This is a genomic window from Pseudomonas quercus (genome assembly GCF_012033695.1).
Lineage (GTDB): Bacteria > Pseudomonadota > Gammaproteobacteria > Pseudomonadales > Pseudomonadaceae > Aquipseudomonas > Aquipseudomonas quercus.
Map to the genome: position 1 here is coordinate 539,930 of NZ_JAAVJI010000001.1, position 21,150 is coordinate 561,079.

The 21,150-nt window shown below is 61.6% G+C and carries 17 protein-coding genes and 2 pseudogenes; 10 read left to right on the top strand and 9 right to left on the bottom strand.

Features of this window, described 5'->3' with window-relative positions; genetic code table 11:
• Positions 1 to 97: 97 nt before the first annotated feature.
• From HBH25_RS02400 to HBH25_RS02410, 3 genes and pseudogenes are all read right to left on the bottom strand, one after another.
• Positions 98 to 301, bottom strand: a pseudogene (locus tag HBH25_RS02400) (type II toxin-antitoxin system YhaV family toxin); the annotation flags it as partial.
• A pseudogene (locus tag HBH25_RS02405) lies at positions 270 to 613 on the bottom strand (type II toxin-antitoxin system PrlF family antitoxin). The pseudogenes HBH25_RS02400 and HBH25_RS02405, both read right to left, overlap by 32 nt.
• Before the next feature lie 208 nt (positions 614 to 821).
• Positions 822 to 1,736 carry a LysR family transcriptional regulator gene (locus HBH25_RS02410; protein ID WP_168081119.1) on the bottom strand — a complete coding sequence of 305 codons (915 nt, stop codon included), beginning with the start codon at positions 1,734 to 1,736 and terminating at the stop codon, positions 822 to 824.
• Between the two features lie 202 nt (positions 1,737 to 1,938).
• On the opposite strand from HBH25_RS02410, the gene HBH25_RS02415 reads away from it, so the two are divergent.
• The 7 genes from HBH25_RS02415 to HBH25_RS02445 all read left to right on the top strand — a co-directional run bounded on the left by HBH25_RS02415 (position 1,939) and on the right by HBH25_RS02445 (position 11,112).
• The gene (locus HBH25_RS02415; RefSeq protein ID WP_168081121.1) at positions 1,939 to 2,961 is read left to right on the top strand and encodes a zinc-dependent alcohol dehydrogenase family protein; all 1,023 of its coding nucleotides are present in this window, start codon (positions 1,939 to 1,941) and stop codon (positions 2,959 to 2,961) included.
• A 196-nt stretch (positions 2,962 to 3,157) separates the two neighbouring features.
• Entirely contained in the window at positions 3,158 to 4,606 is a 1,449-nt protein-coding gene (locus tag HBH25_RS02420; RefSeq protein WP_168081123.1) for a hypothetical protein, read from the top strand.
• A gap of 35 nt (positions 4,607 to 4,641) precedes the next feature.
• Complete coding sequence (gene lexA, locus HBH25_RS02425) at positions 4,642 to 5,262, top strand: transcriptional repressor LexA (protein WP_168081125.1); 621 nt, start codon at positions 4,642 to 4,644, stop codon at positions 5,260 to 5,262.
• Positions 5,259 to 5,888: a translesion DNA synthesis-associated protein ImuA gene (gene imuA / locus HBH25_RS02430; protein WP_168081127.1), complete on the top strand. Its 630-nt coding sequence runs from the start codon at positions 5,259 to 5,261 to the stop codon at positions 5,886 to 5,888. The genes lexA and imuA overlap by 4 nt, the downstream gene beginning before the upstream one ends.
• Positions 5,889 to 5,895: 7 nt before the next feature.
• The gene (locus tag HBH25_RS02435; protein WP_168081453.1) at positions 5,896 to 7,311 is read left to right on the top strand and encodes a Y-family DNA polymerase; all 1,416 of its coding nucleotides are present in this window, start codon (positions 5,896 to 5,898) and stop codon (positions 7,309 to 7,311) included.
• Positions 7,308 to 10,385, top strand: coding sequence for an error-prone DNA polymerase (locus tag HBH25_RS02440; RefSeq protein WP_168081129.1), 3,078 nt, complete (start codon positions 7,308 to 7,310; stop codon positions 10,383 to 10,385). Before HBH25_RS02435 ends, HBH25_RS02440 begins: the two co-directional genes overlap by 4 nt.
• An 88-nt stretch (positions 10,386 to 10,473) precedes the next feature.
• The gene (locus HBH25_RS02445) at positions 10,474 to 11,112 is read left to right on the top strand and encodes an HAD family hydrolase (protein ID WP_168081131.1); all 639 of its coding nucleotides are present in this window, start codon (positions 10,474 to 10,476) and stop codon (positions 11,110 to 11,112) included.
• Here HBH25_RS02445 and HBH25_RS02450 read toward each other — a convergent pair.
• Positions 11,109 to 12,458, bottom strand: coding sequence for a cation:proton antiporter (locus HBH25_RS02450; RefSeq protein WP_168081133.1), 1,350 nt, complete (start codon positions 12,456 to 12,458; stop codon positions 11,109 to 11,111). The two genes, HBH25_RS02445 and HBH25_RS02450, sit on opposite strands and share 4 nt — an antisense overlap.
• Positions 12,459 to 12,712: 254 nt before the next feature.
• On the opposite strand from HBH25_RS02450, the gene HBH25_RS02455 reads away from it, so the two are divergent.
• The 3 genes from HBH25_RS02455 to HBH25_RS02465 all read left to right on the top strand — a co-directional run bounded on the left by HBH25_RS02455 (position 12,713) and on the right by HBH25_RS02465 (position 16,431).
• Positions 12,713 to 14,155 carry an ATPase domain-containing protein gene (locus HBH25_RS02455; RefSeq protein ID WP_168081455.1) on the top strand — a complete coding sequence of 481 codons (1,443 nt, stop codon included), beginning with the start codon at positions 12,713 to 12,715 and terminating at the stop codon, positions 14,153 to 14,155.
• A 22-nt stretch (positions 14,156 to 14,177) separates the two neighbouring features.
• Positions 14,178 to 14,546, top strand: a complete 369-nt coding sequence (locus HBH25_RS02460; RefSeq protein WP_168081135.1) for a response regulator — start codon at positions 14,178 to 14,180, stop codon at positions 14,544 to 14,546.
• Positions 14,547 to 14,625: 79 nt separating this feature from the next.
• Positions 14,626 to 16,431, top strand: coding sequence for a monovalent cation:proton antiporter-2 (CPA2) family protein (locus HBH25_RS02465; protein WP_168081137.1), 1,806 nt, complete (start codon positions 14,626 to 14,628; stop codon positions 16,429 to 16,431).
• A gap of 32 nt (positions 16,432 to 16,463) precedes the next feature.
• Here HBH25_RS02465 and HBH25_RS02470 read toward each other — a convergent pair whose 3' ends face one another.
• The 5 genes from HBH25_RS02470 to codA all read right to left on the bottom strand — a co-directional run bounded on the left by HBH25_RS02470 (position 16,464) and on the right by codA (position 21,098).
• Complete coding sequence (locus HBH25_RS02470) at positions 16,464 to 16,793, bottom strand: DUF202 domain-containing protein (protein ID WP_168081139.1); 330 nt, start codon at positions 16,791 to 16,793, stop codon at positions 16,464 to 16,466.
• Positions 16,790 to 17,182: a YidH family protein gene (locus tag HBH25_RS02475; RefSeq protein ID WP_168081141.1), complete on the bottom strand. Its 393-nt coding sequence runs from the start codon at positions 17,180 to 17,182 to the stop codon at positions 16,790 to 16,792. Before HBH25_RS02475 ends, HBH25_RS02470 begins: the two co-directional genes overlap by 4 nt.
• Before the next feature lie 70 nt (positions 17,183 to 17,252).
• Complete coding sequence (aroQ, locus tag HBH25_RS02480; protein ID WP_168081143.1) at positions 17,253 to 17,690, bottom strand: type II 3-dehydroquinate dehydratase; 438 nt, start codon at positions 17,688 to 17,690, stop codon at positions 17,253 to 17,255.
• Positions 17,691 to 17,761: 71 nt separating this feature from the next.
• Positions 17,762 to 19,777 carry a mechanosensitive ion channel domain-containing protein gene (locus tag HBH25_RS02485; RefSeq protein WP_168081145.1) on the bottom strand — a complete coding sequence of 672 codons (2,016 nt, stop codon included), beginning with the start codon at positions 19,775 to 19,777 and terminating at the stop codon, positions 17,762 to 17,764.
• Positions 19,778 to 19,859: 82 nt separating this feature from the next.
• On the bottom strand, positions 19,860 to 21,098 hold the full coding sequence (codA, locus tag HBH25_RS02490; protein ID WP_168081456.1) for a cytosine deaminase: 1,239 nt from the start codon (positions 21,096 to 21,098) through the stop codon (positions 19,860 to 19,862).
• Positions 21,099 to 21,150 lie beyond the last annotated feature (52 nt).

The following is a 21,150-nucleotide window of genomic DNA, read 5'->3' on the forward strand; positions in this document are numbered from 1 at the left end:
ATTACCAAAGAAACCCTGTTCACTATCCACGGCAGGGTCGCCCACAACATTGCGCAGGTGGGTTGCCACGGCCTAACATTTTCTCGAATACAGCCTAGGGATCGGATCTGCTACCCGCAGAGCCTAGAGTGTTTTTCATCGTTGACCCAGGCGTAGACGATCACCTTGGACTTTAAGTCGTAGCGGAAAACAGCTTCAAACGCTGTCCAATTTTTGCCTGTCGCCAATGGCGGTAAGCGGTACCCAACGTATTGCCCTGGTAAAATTCATCACGGGCCGGGTCGCTTGGCACTGCCACCATGATCAGGTGGTTCGTCAATTTCTTCATCCAGATTTACAGGGTGTTGAGCATTGGCAAGCATGGCTTGCGCCAGGTCGGCCGGTAGCGTGGTGATGTTACACCCATTGCGAATGTCAGCCTCTAACAGATCCAGGAATGCGCCGATGGCCGGGTCTTCGTGGTCGGCTTCCACTCGGCTCATCATGACTCGTTTCCACGGACGTCGAACGCGACTTTAGTGCCGGTATTCAAGCCCAACAGTTGGCGGACGGCTTTGGGTAGGGTGACATGGCCTTTGGAGGTAAGGGTAGTGATTACGTGGCTGGCAGGCATGGTGTGCTCCCGGATGTATTGACTCAATTGTCAGGAATAATCCTTACGTGATCAGTCTTGGTGTTCTGCTGATCAACCATAGCCGGGGAGGGCGATCAGTAGCGCGGAAGGATGAGTTACACCACTTCTCGGGAAACGATCGATGGATGGATCTCCAGAGTCTATGAAAAGGCAGACATGATCAGATAAACAGCCCACCAGACGGCCGCTACAGACTCTCCGGATCCCCAAAAAACATCTGCAACCGCGCCCGCAGCCAGCGTTCACTTGGGTCGTTGTCCTGGGCGCCGCGCCAGGCCATGTGCAGCTCGAAGGTCTGGATGTCCAGCGGCAGGTCTTCGGCGCGCAGGCCGCCGGCGGCGGTGAGGGCGTCGGCGGTGTAGTCCGGCACGATGGCAATGATATCGGTGCCCGCCAGCAGGGTGCCCAGGCCGTTGAACTGCGGCACCGCCAGCACCACATGGCGCTTGCGGCCCAGTTTTTCCAAGGTGGTGTCGATAAAGCCGCTCAGGTCACCGGCGTAGGACACCAGCGCGTGCGGCCGCTCGCAGAAGTCGTCCAGGCTCATGGCCCCAGGCATGCTGTCGGCCCTCAACAGCCTGGGCCGGCTACGGCGCAACACCTTGCGCTTGGCGTTAGCAGGCAGCTCGCTGGTATAGCTGACCCCTACGGAGATTTCCCCAGAGGCCAGCAGCGCCGGGATCAGAATGTAATTGACCCGCCGTATCACCAGCACGATACCGGGTGCTTCGGCGCGCAGCCGTTTGAGCAGTTGCGGCAGCAAAGCAAACTCGACGTCGTCAGACAGGCCGATACGGAACACAGCGGTGCTGGTGGCCGGGTCAAAGTCGGCCGCCCGGCTCACAGCGGTAGAGATGGAGTCCAGGGCAGGCGAGAGCAGGGCGAAAATTTCGGTGGCCCGTGCCGTCGGCTCCATGCTGCGGCCTGTGCGCACAAACAGAGGGTCGTCAAACAGGCTGCGCAGCCGCGAAAGGGCCGCACTGATGGCAGGCTGCCCTAGGAAGAGCTTTTCTGCAGCTCGCGTGACGCTGCGCTCGTGCATCAAGGTTTCGAAGACAATCAGCAGGTTCAGATCGACACGGCGAAGGTCGTTGCGATTCATCTGCATCGCTCTGGCAGGTTATGGGGCGGTGGAATAGTACGGGGATTGGTTCCCAAGGTGCACGGGATTTATTAATCCTGCGTCATACCCATTGAATCGGGGATCAATATTAGGCATGTTGACTATCAATGTCCCCCGGTAGCGATGCGGGTAAAGCCCGGATAACCTACGTGGTAATAGAAGTGATCAGACGAGGTTCGTCATGTCCCGCACAATCCGTTTTCACAAGTTCGGCCCTGCCGAAGTGCTCAAGTGCGAAGCGCTGGAGACGCGGCTGCCTGGGCCTGGCGAAGTGCAGGTGCGGGTTTCAGCCATCGGTATTTCCTGGTTCGACGTGCTCTGGCGGCAGAACCTGGCGCCTTCGCAGGCCCGTTTGCCGGCAGGTATCGGCCAGGAGATGGCGGGCGTTGTAAGCGCGATAGGCGAGGGCGTAGAGGGTTTCAAGCCCGGTGACCGTGTTGCCAGCTTTCCCGCGACCAGTGCCAACGAATACCCGGCTTGTGGTGAGTGCGTACTCATGCCGGCAGCAGCCCTTACGCGCTACCCCGAGCTGCTCACACCTGCCCAGGCAGCGGTCCATTACACGCCGCTGCTTGTGGCCTGGTTTGCCTATGTGAAGCTGGCACGTACCCAGCCTGGGCAAACGGCGCTGATCACCGATGCCAGCCACTGCTCGGGCCCTGCCTTTGTGCAGTTGGGCAATGCACTGGGCGTGAAGGTGATTGCGGCGACGCGCAATGAGGCTCAGCGCGAGCCGTTGCTGGCCCTGGGTGCCCACAAGGTGATTGTGACCGATGAGCAGGACCTGCTCATGCAGATCAATAAATACACCGATGGCAAAGGCGTGAACATGGTCTTCGACGGCCTCGGTGGCCCGCAGATGTCCATGATGGGAGATGTGCTGGCACCACGCGGCAGCCTGATCCTCTATGGCTTGCAAGGGGGAAACCAGACCCCATTCCCCGCCTGTGCGGCGTTTCAGAAAAACATTCAGTTCCACGTGCACTGCCTGGGTAACTTTACGGGCAAGCCGGAGCTGGGTATTGCACAGGATAGCGAGGCGGTCAGCCAGGCGCTGATGCAGATTAACCAGTTGACGGCGGACCGGGTACTGTCGCCCCAGGCCGTTCGTGTCTTCCCCTTCGAGCAGTTTGTGCAGGCCCACCGCTACATGGACGATTGCCCCTGCGGCGGGCGGGCTGTGCTGGAAATCACCGCACAGTAGTGGCGTTGTGCTTCCCGGCTCCAACGCCTCGCATGCCCTGGAATGGTTAACCTTTTCAGGGCATTCCTACAGGTTGTCAGGAATTCCCCTTCGCTAAACTGCCTCTGTGGCAAGCTGCCTGCCTACACCCTCAGGGCTATCCTTCGCAGCGCCAAATGACCGCCCGGACCTGGGCGGCTTGCGAAGGAGGAACCCCATGACCGAAATGCACAAGCAAGCCCTGGAAAGCATCTATCGGCAGGTATTGCAACGCCTGGTCAATACGCAGGGAGAGGGGCAACGCCTGGCCATGCTGCGGCTTGCAGAACATATCAGCCACCGTTTCCCTGAGTTGGCCAAGGCCCGGCTGGTGGTGCTGTGCTCAGGTGAGCGCGATGGCCTGCTGGCACTGGCGTTGCTGCGAGGCGTGCAGCTGTTGCTGGCCGAGGCGCGGAACCAGACCTTCAGGCTCAAGGTAGTGATTCCCGCCATGCCAGGGTTGACCCCTGTAGACGATGGCAATATTGAACGGGTAATGGCGACCTTGTTTCTGATCGAAGACCCGCGTGTAGAGGTATTAGGTGTCAGCGATACGGGGCTTTTCCCCTACGAGCGCATGATGGTCAGCCAAGGCCGAGGCCAGCAGGGGTTGGCACTGCTGCATATCACCCTGGGTGGCGCCGCTCAAGCGTCCTCACAGCCCCGTGACGTTTGCCTGCTGGCATCAGCCCACTGGCTGTGGAGTGCTTTGGAGAAAGGCGCGCCAGGGGACCTATGGGTTACTCCCCAGCCAAAACGTTTTCTATTGCGTCAGGGCCTGCACGCGCGGCGCCTGCTAAGGTCGGCGGGCGCGCTTGGCGTTCATGAGCGTGTGCCATGCCCCACCTGGTTGCCGCGCCTGGCTGGGCTCTACAAAGGGCGGGCCTCCGGCGGGCGGCTGTCCGTTAATGTGCCCATGCCTTTATCGGTGCATGAGTTCCTACCCCCTACGCACAAGCGGCGCTGGCAGCTGGCTACGGAATGCCTGGGCATGCACCTTGATCCGTTCTCGGTGCGGCATGGGCTCATGGGCTGCGAAGACGCCTTGCTCGGCGCGCACCTTACCGCACTAAGTGTCTGCTACTACCAGGGTGACCACTATGCCGCCGGGCTTGGCGCCTGGTTGAGGCCCAGGCTCGAGCAGCTTCGCCGCGAGGGCGTGCCTGCTCGAAAACTGGCTGCCCTGCGTACGGCCTGCCTGGGTGAGCGCGCCATGGCCAATCAGGAGTGCCGCTTGCGGCGCCATGTGGAAGAGCGATACGGCATGAGCGAGGAGCAATTGTGCTGCGTGCTTTTCCAGCCATTTTCAGGGGCAGGCGCCTACTTGAAACTGTTCCTGGAGCGTTGCCACCCTGACCAGGCGTTGCGCGAATGCGCACTGCGCCAGGCCTTGGAGGGCCATGCAATTGCCGCAGAAGACGTGCGCTGGTTGCAACGTATTTCAGGGCTGTCCCTTGCTGCACTGCGGCGGTTGTATGCCCAGCCAGCCCGTACCCCCTGGGCCGCAAAGGCTGGCCTGCCTGCGTTGTGCAGTTGTACGGCACATGCCGCTATCTGCCAGCCTTCCACAGTGGTGCTGACCAAAGCCCGACACACGCCCAAAGCCCAGGCGTGCCTGGGCCGATAAAAAGAGCTGGCCAAGATCAGGTGGCTGGAGTACAAATGTACTCCATGAAAACCACAACCCTTACTCCTCGTCGCCGCGCCATTCTGGCCTTTATCCGCGAGCGCATCGCGCTACAGGGCCAACCCCCAAGCCTGGCTGAAATCAGTCAGGCGTTCGGGTTCGCCTCGCGCAGTGTGGCGCGCAAGCATATACAGGCACTGGCCGAAGCCGGGCATATCGAAGTCCAGGCCCACCAGGCACGTGGCATCCGCCTGAAAAGCCAGGCCGGTCAGGCCGAGTTGGTGCAAGTGCCGCTGGTAGGCCGGGTTGCGGCAGGCCGGCCTATCGATCCGGATGCTGGCCTGCACGATTGCCTCGCCTTGGACGTGCGGCTCTTTTCCCGCGTACCTGACTACCTGCTGGAGGTGCACGGGGACTCGATGGTGGAAGACGGTATCCTGGACGGCGACCTGGTGGGCGTGCAGCGCTTGGCCGAGGCGCGAAACGGGCAGATCGTCGTTGCGAGGCTGGAGGGTGAAGTCACCATCAAACGCTTTGAGCAGCACGCACAAGGTATCCGTCTGCTGCCCCGTAACCCTGCCTACCAGCCTATTGTGGTAGGCCTGGATCGGGACTTCGTGATCGAAGGTATCTTCTGTGGGTTGGTTCGGCGGTGAGCAACACGGTTGTCAGCCTGGAGGGGCTGCTCGATAGCCGCCGCGTGTGGAAAGGGCGGTCTGCCTCCGGCGAGACAACCTGTTGCCCTGTCCAACCTACGGGGCATGCTCAACTGGACAGTGCCTTGCCCCTGGGAGGCTGGCCAGCCAATGCTTTGAGTGAAATCCTCATACCCGCTACCGGGAGCGGTGAACTGAACCTGCTATGGCCCACACTGGCCCGGCTCACGGCTGCAGGTGAGCGGGTCGTGCTGGTTTCGCCGCCTCTCGTGCCATACCCACAGGCCTGGCTAGCGGCCGGGGTGAACCTTCAAGGCATCACGTTGGTAAGTGCCCAGGGCAAAGAGGCCCTGTGGGCAGCCGAGCAATGCCTGCGTTCAGGCAGCTGTGCGGCAGTGGTGTGCTGGGTTGGGCAAGCAGATGAACGGGCGCTGCGGCGCCTTCAGGTTGCCGCTGAAACTGGCCAGGCGTTGGGCTTTGCATTGCGTGGCAGCCAGGCGGCCATTAACCCATCGCCAGCGGCCCTGCGCATTGCGATCACACTGTCGCCTGCCCGCTGGACGGTCCTCAAATGCCGAGGTGGGTTGCCCTCGGCGCGCTCAGTTGCCTGGTCGAGCTGCGGTTGAAATGGCCATGCTCTGGGCCTGTGTCCTGCTCCCCCAACTGGCGCTGGACGTCGCGCTGCGGGGCCGGCCTAACCCCACACTACCCTTGGCGCTCGCCAATGGCCCGGCACAACGGCGTGTGCTGCAGGCGGTGAATGAAGCGGCTCGGGCGCTGGGGTTGCGCCCAGGCCAAAGCCTGAGTACAGCACAGGCCCTGAGCCATGATTTCCAGCTTGTCGACTACAACCTGGCCCAAGTGGAGCAGGCCCTCCAACTGTTGGCTGCGTGGGGTTACGGCTTCAGTTCCCAGGTCAGCCTGCATTACCCCCGTGCCTTATTGATCGAGGTCGGCTCCGGAATGGGGCTTTTTGGCCCGTGGCCGGCGTTCGAAGCACGCTTGCGAAACGAACTGGGCGCCATGGGGTTCACGCACCGCATCACCCTGGCCCCCAACCCCGTGGCCGCGCGCATGCTGGCCAACCTGCAGGACGGTGCGGCCATTACCTCACCTAGCCATTTGCAGGCGGTGTTGGCAGACATGCCTGTAGACCGTATTGGCTTGGCCAAGGCTCACAGCACGTCCCTGATGCGCATGGGCCTTCGCAGGCTGGGGCAATTGCTTGCACTGGAACGCACGGCACTGGCCCGTAGGTTCCCTCCTCAGGTCGTGCGCCAGCTGGACTTGATTCAGGGCCTGCACCCTCTGGCCCTTGAGTACTTCGCGTTACCTGAACGGTTCGATAGCCGCGTCGAGTTCAATTTCGATGTGGAATCCACACAAGCCTTACTGTTTCCTCTGCGACGCCTGGTCGATGACCTGGGGGTGTACCTGGCCGCACGGGATGGGGGCGTTCAGCGGTTCGTGGTGCATTTGGAGCACGCCGAGGGCAGCGACACGGCAGTGCCTGTAGGGCTGTTGTCGCCGGAGCGTAACCCTGGCCTGCTGTTCGAGCTGGCACGCGGGCGCCTGGAGCCTGTGCAGGTGACCCGCCCCGTGCGCAGTATGCGTTTGCTGGCCTTGGAGCTGCCGGCGTATGTGCCCAAGGTTCAGGGGCTGTTCGACACACGGTCAGCCGCTACGCAAAATTGGGAACACGTATGCGAGCGTTTGCGTGCACGGCTAGGCGACGCTGCCGTAGGTAGCCTGCGCGCCCACGCCGATCACCGGCCCGAGCATGCGTGGTCGGTTGAAGACTATGCCACGGTCGCTACGCTCGACCCGGCGGCGCCTTTGCGCCCTGGCTGGTTGCTGTCCTCGGCAGAGCTGTTGCCCGACACCCGCTGGGAGTGGGTAGCAGGCCCGGAGCGAATAGAAAGCGGCTGGTGGGACGGTAAAGATGTGCGCCGCGACTATTACCGCCTACGGCTGGCCTGTGGTCGGCAGGCCTGGGCCTACAAAGCACTGGGTGAAGACACCTGGTGGCTGCAAGGGTGGTTTGGATGACCCGCTATGCCGAGCTGCATTGCCTGTCAAACTTCAGCTTCCAGCGCGGCGCCTCCTCGGCCTTTGAGCTGTTCACCCGTGCCAAGCAGTTGGGCTACTCGGCCTTGGCCATTACCGATGAGTGCACCCTGGCCGGGATTGTACGTGCCTGGCAGGCTGCGCAGGCCTGCCAGTTACCCTTGATAGTAGGCAGTGAGTTCATGCTTGATAACGGCGCCCGCGTGGTGTTGCTGGTGCGAAATATGGCCGGTTACCAAGCGCTGTGTCACTTGATCACCCTGGCCAGGCGGCGCGCGGGAAAAGGCACCTATCAGGCCCTGGCTGCCGATTACCACGGTGTAGACCTGGCTGGGCTGCTGGCGCTCTGGTTACCGCCTTCAGCGCCCCAGGTCAGCCATGGCCAATGGCTGAAGGCGCTATTTGGCGACCGGCTATGGCTAGCAGTGGAACTGCACCGTGGCGTGAACGATGCGCAACGGCTGGCAGCCCTGCAACGCTTGGGTCATGAGCTAGGTGTTCGTTGCGTAGCCAGTGGTGATGTACACATGCATGCGCGGGGCCGCCGAGCCTTGCAGGACACCCTCACCGCCATCCGCCACCATCTGGGGGTAGCCCAGGCGGGCGCGTGGCTATTTCCCAATGGCGAGCGGCACGTGCGCAGCCTGCCGCAACTGGCCGAGCTGTACCCGCCCGCACTGCTTGAAGAAACCCTGTGCATCGCCCAGCAGTGCACATTCAACCTCGACCAGTTGCGCTATCACTATCCTCACGAAGTGGTGCCGGCCGGTCATACCCCAGACGGCTGGCTACGTGAACTGACGCAACGCGGTATGGCCCGGCGCTGGCCATCCGGTGCGCCGGCGGCTGTGCTGGAGAGTATCGAACGAGAGCTGTCGATCATCGCCGACCTGGCCTACGCGTCCTACTTTCTGACCGTGCACGACATTGTGGACTTTGCCAGGCGCAAGGGCATTCTGTGCCAGGGCAGGGGGTCGGCGGCCAATTCTGCCGTGTGCTTTGCACTGGGCATCACGGCCATTGACCCTGCGCAAACCCAGCTGCTGTTCGAGCGTTTCATTTCGCGCGAGCGCAATGAGCCCCCCGACATCGACGTGGATTTCGAACACGACCGGCGAGAAGAAGTCATCCAGTATGTGTTCAGCCGCTATGGCCGTGACCGTGCAGCGCTCACCGCCATCGCTAGCACCTACCGTGCGGCCGGTGCCCTGCGTGATGTAGCCAAGGCCCTCGGGCTGCCTCCCGACCAGATCAGTGCCTTGGCCGCGTGTGCAGGGCGCCATAGTGACACGCTGCCATCGCCTGAACGCCTGGTCGAAGCCGGGTTCAATCCAGAGAACCCGATCCTGCGCAGGGTGCTAGTGCTCACCGGAGAGTTGATCGGTTTTCCCCGCCACCTGTCTCAGCACCCCGGCGGCTTCGTGATTTCCGAGCACCCGTTGCATACGCTGGTGCCTGTGGAAAACGCCGCCATGGAAGGCCGCACAGTGATCCAGTGGGACAAGGACGACCTGGACCAGGTCGGGTTGCTCAAGGTGGACTTGCTTGCCCTGGGCATGCTCAGTGCCCTGCGTCGGTGTTTCGACCTGATCAAAGGTTACCGAGGTGAGCACTATACGTTGGCAACGCTCCCCAAGGGCTGCCCTGCCACCTACGAGATGATTGGCCGTGCCGACACCGTGGGGGTATTCCAGATCGAGTCACGTGCGCAAATGGCCATGCTGCCGCGCCTTAAGCCGCAGAATTTTTACGACTTGGTGATTGAGGTGGCCATCGTGCGCCCTGGCCCCATCCAAGGGGACATGGTGCATCCCTACCTGCGGCGGCGTAACCGCGAAGAAGCTGTGGATTATCCTTCTCCAGCCCTGGAGGCAGTGCTCCAGCGCACGTTGGGCGTGCCGCTGTTTCAGGAGCAGGTGATGCAGCTCGCCATTGTGGCAGCGGACTATACCCCGGGCGAAGCTGACCAGCTGCGCCGTGCCATGGCGGCCTGGAAGCGCCATGGCGGGATGGGCGCTCACCAGGTAAGGCTGCGCGAGGGCATGCTGCGCAATGGCTATACAGAGGCCTTCGCCCAACGCGTTTTTGAACAGATCAAAGGCTTTGGCAGTTATGGGTTTCCCGAGTCCCACGCAGCCAGCTTTGCTTTGCTCACCTATGCCAGCAGCTGGTTGAAGTGCCATGAGCCTGCAGCGTTCGCCTGTGCCTTGGTGAATAGCTGGCCCATGGGGTTCTACAGCCCCGACCAAGTGTTCCAGGACGCCCGCCGTCACGGGGTTCAGGTGCACCCTGTGGATGTGCGCTATAGCGAGTGGGACTGTACGCTGGAAGCGGGCAGTGGGGCTCAGCCTGCCATCCGCATGGGGTTAAGGATGATCCGGGGCTTCCAGGCAAGCGCGGCCTTGCGCATCAGCCAGGCACGGGCCTGTGCACCGTTCAGCAGCCTTCAGGACCTGGCCACCCGGGCCGCCCTGTGCCAACGCAGCTGTGAACAACTGGCCGATGCAGGTGCCTTGCAAGGGCTGGCTGGGCACCGCCACCGTGCACGCTGGGACGTGGCCAGCGTCGAGCAGCAACTGCCGCTGTTCTCAGGCATAGCGCCCCTGCCAGAGCCCGACGTCCTGCTGCCAATGCCCACCGTGGGCGAGGACCTGCTGGCCGATTACGCGGCCATAGGCACTACCCTTGGCACCCACCCTTTGGCATTGTTGCGCGGGTCACTCAAGCCTTGGCGGTGCCGTAGCTCACGGGAACTCAGCACACTGGCCCATGGCCGCTCCGTTAGCGTGACGGGTTTGGTGACCAGCCGGCAGCGTCCCGGCACGGCCAGTGGGGTCACGTTCGTAACGCTTGAGGACGAATTCGGCATGGTCAACGTGATCGTCTGGCGCGACCTGGCCGAGCGCCAGCGCAAGGCACTGGTCGGCGCCCGGTTGCTACAGGTGCAAGGCCGGTTTGAGCGCCAGGGAGAGGTCTGCCACCTGGTGGCACGCAACTTGATAGACATGACGCGCTTGTTGTCTGGCTTGGAGGTGCGGAGCCGGGACTTTCATTAACGCCCAAGGTGTGTGGTGAAGGCGGGGTACGCAACGGACTTCCCATTGCGTTGTCACACCCTCCTGGCCAATACAGGGAGCACTGCGTGTGGACATCAAAGGCGTGATTTTCGATTCAGACGGCACACTGGTAGACAGCGAACGCATTGCTGCCCGGTTATTGTGGGAAATGCTGGCCAGCCGAGGTATCGACCTGCCTGAACACGAAGTGCTCGATCGTTTCCGAGGCGTGCAGTTTGCAGTATTCGCGGCCCGCCTGGCCGAGGAATATCCTGGCTTTGAAGCTGAGCCCTTCATGCGCCAATTTCGTGTAGATAGCCTGGTCCGCTTTGCCCAAGGCATGGCGCCCATGCCCGGCGCGCTGGAATTTGTGCGCAGCCTGCACGTGCCCAAGTGCGTGGCCTCCAATGGGCCGCGTGTCAAAATTGAAACCTGCCTGGGTACAGCTGGCCTGCTTGAGTACTTCCACGGCCGCATCGTGAGCGCGTACGAGGTTCAGGCCTGGAAGCCTGCACCGGGGCTTATCGTGGAGGCAGCGAAGGTGCTGCAGCTACCGCCCCATCAGTGCCTCTTAATAGAAGACAGCCATGCTGGCGTGGAGGCAGGGCTGGCAGCCGGGGTGTGGGTGGCCGGGTACGGCGAAGAAGATTTCGGCCCCTACCTGAACGAAACCCGATTTACCCGTACATCGACCTACCAGGACGTTGCAAAACTGCTCAGTGCCTAATCTACCGCTTTGCTGTTGCGCCGCTCATAGTGGTCCAGCAGAGGCTGGGTGCTCACGCCGTGCAATACGATGCTCAGGGCAACTACGGTCAATGTGAGGCTGGTGCAGGTACGGGCCACCTCATCACCTAGCCCGTGCTGCAGCGCAAAGCACAGGTAATAGATGGAGCCGATGCCGCGGATGCCGAACCAACCCAGCAAGGCTCGCTGGTGCCCGCTCAGCAATGCCCGGCTCCCGCCCAGCGCCCATACGGCCAAAGGGCGAATGACCACAAACAGTGCCAGGCCCAGCCCTACGCCACGCCAATCCCAGTACCCCCACAGCAGGGCGCCGAGCAAGGTAATAAGCATCACTTCCATGGAACGTTCGATCAGGCTGCCAAAGGCCATGATGTCGCTCATCATCACGCCTGCGGCCACTTGAGGAGGGGCCAACTCGTCTACCGAACCAGCAAGGGCGTGTTCGGGAGGCAACTCATGGTGCCCGGTAATCGTGTGGGTCAGGTGTTCGGAAGGCACGTCCGAACCGGTGGACTGCGCCTCGGCCTGGCGAAGCCCTAGGCCTGCGGCAAAGACAGCAAGGAAACCAAAGGCGCCCAGGTACCAGGCAATGGAGTAGGCCAGGGCAATCAGCGCCAGCGCCAGGAAGTCATTGGGCGACAAGGTGCTGTCCTGATGGCGGACACGCAGAAATATCATCAGTTGGCCGACCAGCCGGCCTAGCCCGTAACCAATGATCAGGCCGCCTGCAACGCCCCAGATCACGTCCTTGAGCACCCAGTGGGTCACCCAGCCGCCCTCGAAGCCTCCATGGCCAATCATTAGCAGGCCGAAGAGTACAAAGGGAAACGCGGTACCATCGTTGAGGCCGGCCTCGCCAGACAAGCCAAATCGAACACGGTCGAAGTCCTGCGCGCTGTTCACCTGCACCATATTGGCTAATACCGGGTCCGTAGGCGCCAGCATGGCCCCGATCAGCATGGACACGCCCCAGTCCAGCCCAAGGGCGAAGTGGGCCACCACCGCTACACCGACGATTGAGGCAACCATCACCGGCCCGGCCAGCAGGTACGCACATCGCCAAGCACTTCGCCCGAACGTGAGGCGCAGCTTGATGCCTGTGCCAAACAGCGAAAACAGTACGGCACCTTCGGTCAGCCGCTCCAGCCAGTGGGTAGACTCACGAATATCCAGGTTGACGATACCCAGCCCCACAGGGCCGATACCTAGCCCAACCAGCAGGCACACAGCACTGGTGGTGACCGGCAGCCAGCGCAGGTAGGCCGAAGCCAGGGCCAGCAAGAGCAGCACCGCCCCCAATATGGCAATTGCAGTGATAAAACTCATCAGGACTCATTCAAAACGGGATGTGGTTTTGAGACTGCCCAGCGCCGGGTTAGTTGGGCCGGATGTTGGCACTTGCTCTTAATGACGCCCAGGTGGCCAAACCGTGTACACCACCCACTCCCACCTATTCCATCTGCACGTGCAGTACTACTATATGTGGCCGGGTAGCACGGTATAGAATTCACCTATCTCACACCGGCGGGCAGGCGCCTACGCCGGACCGGAACAGCAGTACATTACTTACAGGCAGGTTGATATTGGAACAGCTAAAACGCCTCGCGACTGGAATAGCAGGCCTTGACGCATTGCTCAAGGGAGGGCTGGTCGCTGGGGCCTCCTATATCGTGCAGGGGCGCCCAGGGTCGGGCAAGACTATCCTGGCCAACCAACTCAGCTTCAACCATGCCCGAAACGGCGGGAAGGTACTGGTTGCCACTTTGTTGTCCGAGTCTCACGAACGACTGTTCCAGTACCTCTCTACGCTCAAATTTTTCGACCGCTCGCTCATTGGTGATCAGATTCAGTTCGTCAGTGCCTTCGACACTCTTGAAAATGAAGGGCTAGAGGAAGTGGTCAAGTTGTTGCGTCGCGAGATTGCCCGTCAAAAGGCAACGGTACTGGTGGTGGACGGCCTGCTCAACGCGCGCACCAAGGCCGAGTCACAGCTGGACACCAAGAAATTCATTGCCGAGCTTCAAGGGCATGCGGCGTTTGCCGGCTGTACCGTGCTGTTCCTCACCAGCTCAAGGCTGGATGACGGTAGCCCCGAGCACACCATGGTCGATGGCGTGATCGAAATGGGCGAAGAACTTCAAGGGGTGCGTTCCGTACGCCGTATACAGTTACGCAAAACCCGCGGCAGTGGGGCCCTCTCAGGGTTGCATGACTGCGAAATCACTGACGACGGGTTGGTGATCTACCCGCGCCTTGAGAGCCTGTACAGCACCCCGTCCGGCCCTGACCAAGCGGACAATACGCGTGTGAGCACCGGCGTTCCCAGCCTGGACCAGATCATAGGCGGTGGCTTTGCCCGTGCCTCTGCAACCATTGCCATGGGGCCTCCAGGCGTCGGGAAAACGTCCCTGGGTATTCAGTTTCTAGCCCAGGCCACCCCCGAGGCGCCCGCGTTGTATTTCGGTTTTTACGAAACCCCCCAGCGCCTGGCGATCAAAGCCGCATCCCTGGGGCTGGATTTCGACGCCATGCAGCGCAGTGGTGCGCTTCATATCTGCTGGCAGCCCACTACCGAGGGGTTGCTTGACGGTTTGGGGCAACGGGTGCTGGCTGAAGTCGAAACCCATGGCATCAAGCGGCTGTTGATCGACAGCCTGGGTGGCATGACCCGCGTGACCACCAACCCGGCGCGTTTGAGCGATTTTTTCAGCAGCCTTACGTGTGAGCTGCGTTCGCGAGGGGTAACGGTGCTGGTCACGTCCGAGATGCAAGGCATCATCGGCCCGGAGATCCGATCGCCCGTGCCGGACATGTCCAGTGTGGTAGACAACATCCTGGTACTGCGCTTCGTTGAATACGCGTCTGAACTTAAGCGAATGATGACCATTCTTAAGGTCAGGGACAGCCTGTACGACCCCTCGTTGTTCGAGGTGGTGATCGGCACCCAGGGCCTGGAGTTCACGAAGGCCTTCAAACAGGTAGAGGCGGTGCTGACGGGCAGCGCCTCACCGAGAAGTCACTGATGTTGATTGAGCCAATCCGAAAATGACGACAATCCTGATAGTCGACGACGAGTATTTGATCGCCGATATCCTCGGGTTTGCGATGGAGGATGAGGGCTACATGGTCGTCAAGGCGGGCAACGGTCGCAAGGCGCTTGAGGTACTGGACCGCGAGCGCCCCAGCCTGGTGATCACCGACTTCATGATGCCAGTGATGGATGGCCTGGAGTTTGCCCGCGCTGTACGCCAGCGCCCTGCTTTCGCTGACTTGCCTGTGTTCCTGATGAGCGGAGCCCAAGGCAGCATTGGGCGAGCCAGCCCCGACCTGTTCAACGTTGTCTTCGACAAGCCCTTCGATATCAATAAGGTGATCTTCGAAGTGGTCAAACACATAGGTCGCCCAGAGAGCTAGACACCTCGCGCCGTAAAAGGCGCGTGCCAACATACGCTGGAACCGTACTAAATCGGAACTGTACTAAGAGAGGTATCGCATGCCGCATGACGGCAATCTGCTGGGCGCCGTTGTGGTGTTCCTGTTGGCCGCTGTATTGGCGGTCCCGCTGGCCAAAAGGCTTCAATTGGGTGCTGTACTGGGCTACCTGCTGGCAGGGGTCGCCATAGGCCCCGCCGTACTGGGGTTGGTGGGCAACAGCCAGAGCCTGAATCACCTGTCCGAACTTGGCGTGGTATTGCTGCTGTTTATCATTGGCCTGGAGCTGTCCCCAAAGCGCTTATGGGTCATGCGAAAGGCTGTGTTTGGTGTAGGGCTCGCACAGGTGGTGGTCACCGGTTGTGTGATCGGCGCTGTAGCGCTGTTCGGCTTTTCCCTGCCCCTCAACAGCGCAGTCATTCTGGGCCTGGGCCTTGCGTTATCCTCCACGGCCTTTGGTCTGCAAAGCCTGGCCGAACGCCATGAGCTGAATGCCCCTCATGGGCGGTTAGCGTTTGCCATTCTCCTGTTCCAGGACATTGCCGCCATCCCCTTGATCGCCCTGGTACCTATCCTGGCGGGCGGCGCAGCCAGCCACCAGCCTCCAAGCCTGGAACATGGGTTGCGTGTGCTAGGCAGCATCGCCGTGGTCGTGGTGGGTGGGCGCTACCTGCTGAGGCCCGTGTTCCGCGCTGTCGCCAAGACCGGGCTGCAAGAAGTGTCCACGGCCACTGCGCTGCTGGTGGTGATCGGTACTGCCTGGCTAATGGACCAGGTAGGCGTATCCATGGCTCTGGGGGCCTTCCTGGCCGGGTTGCTGCTGGCCGACTCTGAGTACAGGCATGAACTGGAAGCCCAGATCGAGCCTTTCAAAGGCCTGCTCCTGGGGCTTTTCTTTATCAGCGTCGGTATGGGCGCCAACCTTGGGCTGCTGCTGTCCGAGCCGGTAACCGTGGTGGGCCTTACGCTGTTGCTGCTAGGGCTGAAACTACCGCTCCTGGCGGCTCTTGGCCGTTATGCTGGCGGCTTGTCAGGAAGTTCGGCATTACGCCTGGGGCTGGTACTAGCCACCGGCGGTGAATTCGCATTCGTTGTCTTCAAGCTGGGCCGGGACAGTGGCTTGTTCGATGACCGCCTTCACGACCTGCTGGTGCTTGCCATTACCTTGTCCATGGCGGTTACGCCATTGCTGCTGCTGGCCGCTGGGCGGTTGCTCAAGCGCCCGGAAAAACCTGTGGAAGTCCCGGACGAATACCGCAACATCGATGCCAATGCGCCACGTGTGGTGATTGCCGGCATGGGGCGAATGGGGCAGATCGTTGCGCGTATACTTCGCGCTCAGAAAATCCCCTTTGTGGCCCTGGATACGTCGGTTGAAAGTATTGAGCTGTCGCGCAGCTTTTCCGGGCTTCCAGTCTTCTATGGCGACCCGTTGCGTGCCGAGATTCTGCGGGCGGCTAAGGTGGACCAAGCGGAATACTTTGTGATTGCCACGGACGACCCAGACACCAACATTAAGACGGCCGAGTTGGTAAAGCGGTTGTACCCGCACCTTAAGATCATTGCTCGCGCCCGCAACCGCCAGCATGTGCACAAACTGACTAACCTGGGCGCGGACTCCGTGCGGGAAACCTTTTATTCCAGCCTGGAAATGAGCCGCCGCACGCTGATTGGGCTGGGCCTGAGCGAAGCCCAGGCGCAAACCCGTATCAAGCGCTTCCAGCTCCATGACCAGGCGGTGCTCAAGGAGCAGCATCGGGTCTATGACGATGATGCCAAGATTATTCAGAGCAACCAGGAAGCCCGTGCAGAGCTGGCCAGGCTATTCGAGGCCGACGCCGAACGCGAAGCGAACGATCCGGCCTAGCCAAAAAAACACGGTGGCGCCGTGAGGCGCCCCTACAAAACCAGTACGGCATACAGCCCTAGCAGCCCTAGCACCGCACAGGCCAGGGCTAAGGCAAACACCTCAAGGATGGGCGCAGCAGGCGCTCCGCTGTTGATAGCCGCAATGCCCTGGTGGTAACGCCGCTGTTGACGAGCGCCAATGCCGAGGGCAGCGGCCAGCGCCACCCCTACCAGTACGAAGGCAAAGGCTCCATGGTGGGGGACCCAGCGCAGGAACAAGAGGCTTGCCCCCACCAGTGACAGCAATGTGCGCCGCCACGCCAGCCAGGTTCGCTCTGGCTGCAGGCCCACATCGGCATGGGGGCGGCTTAGCAGGTTCATGCCGGGTGCAGCGCAATGAATGCCAGCAGCACCGCAGTGGCTAACACACCGCCCAGTGACAGCAGCGGGACCATCAGTGGAACGGGTAGCGGGTGCCCATGGCGCATGGCGCGCTCCACGTTCAGCCAGCGAACCCCAGCGCTGGCACTCAGCAACAGGCCTAGCATGAGCAACAGCACCGCCAACGCCTTGCGGGCGTCGGGCGCAAATACTTGGGCTGTGAAGGCTTCAACCGCAATGCCGCCGGCCATGAGCGCCAGAGACGTGCGTATCCAGGCCAGAAACGTGCGTTCGTTGGCCAGGGTAAAACGCGGGTCGGGTTCTGCGCCGCCTTTGAGCAATTTGTGCCGCAATGATTCACGAGGCGGTGGAGCGGCAGGTAGGGTCATCGTGCGGTCCCGAGGTCGGGTAGGCGGGAAGGGCGCCGCAAGGCCATTTGGCCGGGCAGCTGCCCCAGCGTCACTTCAGCAGCTTGGCGAAATGCTCGATGGCCAAGGTATAGCCATGAGTGCCCAGGCCCGCGATCACGCCTATGGCCACCAGGGACACATAGGAGTGGTGGCGGAAAGCTTCACGCTTGTGCACATTGGAGATGTGCACCTCAATCGTCGGTACTTCTGCCGCAGCCAGGGCATCGTGCAGCGCAACAGAGGTGTGGGTCCAGGCCGCTGGGTTGATCACGATCCCGGCAACCCTGCCGCGGGCCTGGTGTATCCAGTCGATCATCTGGCCTTCATGGTTGGTCTGGGCGAACTCAAGCTCCAGGCCATGGGCCTGGGCGGCGGCACGGCATTGGGCTTCCACGTCGGCCAGGGTGTCCTTGCCATACACGGCGGGCTCACGGGTGCCGAGCATGTTCAGGTTGGGGCCGTTGAGCACCAGCAGGGTTGTGGCCATCGAATGGGTCTCTCTACAGCAGCAGGCGGGGCTGCCATGGTAATAGCCCCGCAGGTCTGTGCGCTACTGCGTTATGCCTTCACCGGCACAGGGGGCAGGTAGTACTGCGCAAAACGCACGTTGTCCACGCCATCTACCAGCTTCTTGAGTTTTTCGTTGAAGGCGCGGCCTACGGCGTATTGGCCACCGGAACTGGTGCGGAACTGTGCCGTAAGGGTAATGCCATTGAGGTCCATCTTGTCCACGCCGAATACCTGCAGTGGGCCTTGCAGGTTGGTCTTGAGCAAGAGGTCTTCGGCAATCTGGTCAGCAGCCTGCTGTATCAGGGCCAGCGCCGTGTCCACATCGCTGTCATAGGTCACCTGCACCGAGAAAAAGGCATTGGCGAACTGGCGGGACTGGTTGGTGACGGCCTTGATCTGGCCAAAGGGCACCGAGTGTATGAACCCCTTGCCGTCGCGTAGCCGCAGGGTCCGGATGGTCAGGCTTTCCACGGTGCCCGCATGGCCTGAGTCCAGCACCACCCAATCGCCAATGGCGATGGTGTCTTCAATAAGGATAAACAGCCCGGTGATCACGTCCTGGACCAATTGCTGCGAGCCAAAACCAATGGCCAGGCCTACCACCCCCGCACCGGCCAGCAACGGTGCCACGTTGATTCCCAGGTTGGCCATGGTGGTGATGGTGCCGATCACCACCAGCACAATCTTGGTGGCGTTGCGCAGCATTGGCAGGATGGTCTTGATGCGTGTGCTGGGCTGGCGAGCCGCACGCTTGCCGATCGCGGGCTTGAGCGCCTGCTGGATGGCCGTATCGATCACCACCCAGACCAGCCAGGTCACCAGCAGGATCAAACCGATGCTGCTTAGGGAGTTGCTGATGGCTCGGCCTACACTGTTGCGTGCAGCAAACTCCAAGACTGACACGCCCCAGGTGCGCGCCAGCAATTCGATGAAAACAATGGCGATCACGATCCGGGACAGGGCATGGCCCAGGCTGCGGAACAGTTCCACGTACGGGCGGCTGTGGTCCGGGTTGGTGGCGGTCTGTGGCTTGAGCACGTGGTGCATCAGAGTACTGACGAAAACAGCGCCCACTAGCAGCACGGTGCTCATCAACGCCCGTTGCAGGGCCTGTTGGCTCTGCTCACCGGCACCGATCAGGTGAATGCCCGACACCAGAATCATCAACAGAATCGGCAAATACCATACCGCTGCAAACACCCGCAGGGTTTCCTGCACAGCCCGGTGGTCACGACGCTGAGGGTAGCTGCGGTTGCGGATCAGGTGGGCCACGGGGCGGCGTATGCGCAGCACCAGTACGGCGAACACCACCGTGGCCACCAGCCCTACCACCACCGCAATACTGCCAGTGAGGTTGCTGCCCAGTTGCCGGGCGATCTGGGGGCTGGTGAGGGCATCACCCAAGGCCGCTAGAAACCCGATCACGAACAAGGGGCGCGGTGCGCTTCGGCGTAATGCATGCACAGCGGTGCGCTTGTGGCCCACGTTGAACAGGGTGACGGCGCACAGGATCATGGTGGTGGAGAACAGGCCACTGCTGGTGGCATAGGCCAGGCACAGCGCCAGGGCGCGGGCGTCAGACGGCACCAGATGACGGCTGACCAGCAGTGTGAGGCCGAAGCTGAGCAACGCCGGGACGGTAAAGCGCAGCAGATAGCCCAGTACGCCTTGCAGGCGCTGGCGCCGGTGGAGGAAACCACGTTTCCCTACCCGTGACCACATTACCCGCGCAAGCGTGTACAGCACAAAGAAGGTCGCGATCCAGGTCAGGCTGAGGATGAGAAAGTCCCGCGTCAGGGACAGCCCAGACACGTTGGTCTGGGGGTCGAACAGCTTGCTGGCCTCTGCGGCAGCACGGTCGGTGCGCACCCGCCAGGTGTCTACCAGGTGATCGTTGAGGTCCAGCTTGTCCTGCACATCGTCAAGGCTGGAAGTGAGCGTGCCCAGCAAACCGCCTTCTACCAACACCTCCTTTTCAGCCGGCTGCTGGTCGGCAGCGGGCGCGTCGGCGAAAACAGGGAAGGCGAGCAGGGCGCACAGCAGGGCGGCAAGGAAACGAGGCACAGGGGTAGGGCTCCGAAAAACAGTCCCCTGACAGACCGCCAACAGGGGGGCAAAGTTTCTGGCCCCGAACCTGGCCAGGCTTCTAGACCAGGAGCTCGACCCGCTCAGGCTCGCGCTTCATCAGCAGGGTGCCGTTGCGTATCGACCAGCGTGGCTTCACTTGCCGGCGCACGGCCTCGTAGTCGTTCTCTGCATCCAGCAGCACCAGGTTGGCCGGCCGGCCGGCCTGGATGCCATAACGGTCACCCAAAGCCAACGCGCGGGCACTGTTGTCGGTGACCAGATCCAGACACCGTTGCAGGTCCTCGAACCCCATCATGTGGCCAATGTGCAAACCGGCGTCCAGCACCCGCAGAATGTTGCCGTTGCCCAAGGGATACCAGGGGTCTTGAATCGAATCCTGGCCCAGGCACACGTTCAGCCCCGCACGGTCCAGCTCAGCAATGCGCGTGATACCACGCCGCTTGGGGAAGGTATCGAAGCGCCCTTGCAGGTGAATGCTCTCGGTAGGGCAGGAAATGAAACTCAGGCCAGCCAGGCGCAGCAGTCGGAACAGCTTGGAGCAATACGCATTGTCATAGGACCCCATTGCAGTGGTGTGGCTGGCCGTCACCCGGCTGCCCATGCCGCGAGTACGGGTTTCCTCGGCCAGCACTTCCAGGAAGCGTGAATGAGGGTCATCGGTTTCATCACAGTGCACATCCACCAAGCAGCCTCGGCGTTCGGCCAGGTCCATGAGAAAGCGGAGGGAACTGACGCCTTGTTCCCGCGTGTGTTCGAAGTGAGGAATACCGCCTACCACATCAGCCCCCATGTCAATGGCCCGCTCCATCAGCGCACGGCCATTGGCGAACGAGTCGATACCCTCCTGCGGGAAGGCGACGATCTGCAGGTCCACCAGGTGACGGGCTTCTTCACGTACCTCCAACAAGGCGCCCAAGGCGGCCAAGGTAGGGTCGGTCACATCCACATGGGTGCGCACATGCTGAATGCCATGTTCGGCCAGCAGGCGAATGGCCTTGTGAGCACGCGCCTTGGTGTCCTCATGGGTAATGGTGGCCTTGCGCTCGCTCCAGCATTCGATGCCTTCGAACAGCGTACCGCTCAAGTTCCAACGCGGCTGCCCGGCCGTGTGCACCGCGTCCAAGTGGATGTGAGGTTCCACCAGGGGCGGGATCAAAAGCAGGCCTTGGGCGTCGAGGCTGCCCGGCTGCAAGCCGAGGAGGTCGGCCTGGGGTGTGACGCGGGCAATCCGGCCATCAAGGCACTCGACCGTATGCAAACCTTGGGCATGACGCAGGCGGGCATTGATGATGTTCATAGCAGGCGTTTCCATAGGGAGGCCTGTGCAGCATGAGAGCACCGTCTTGCTT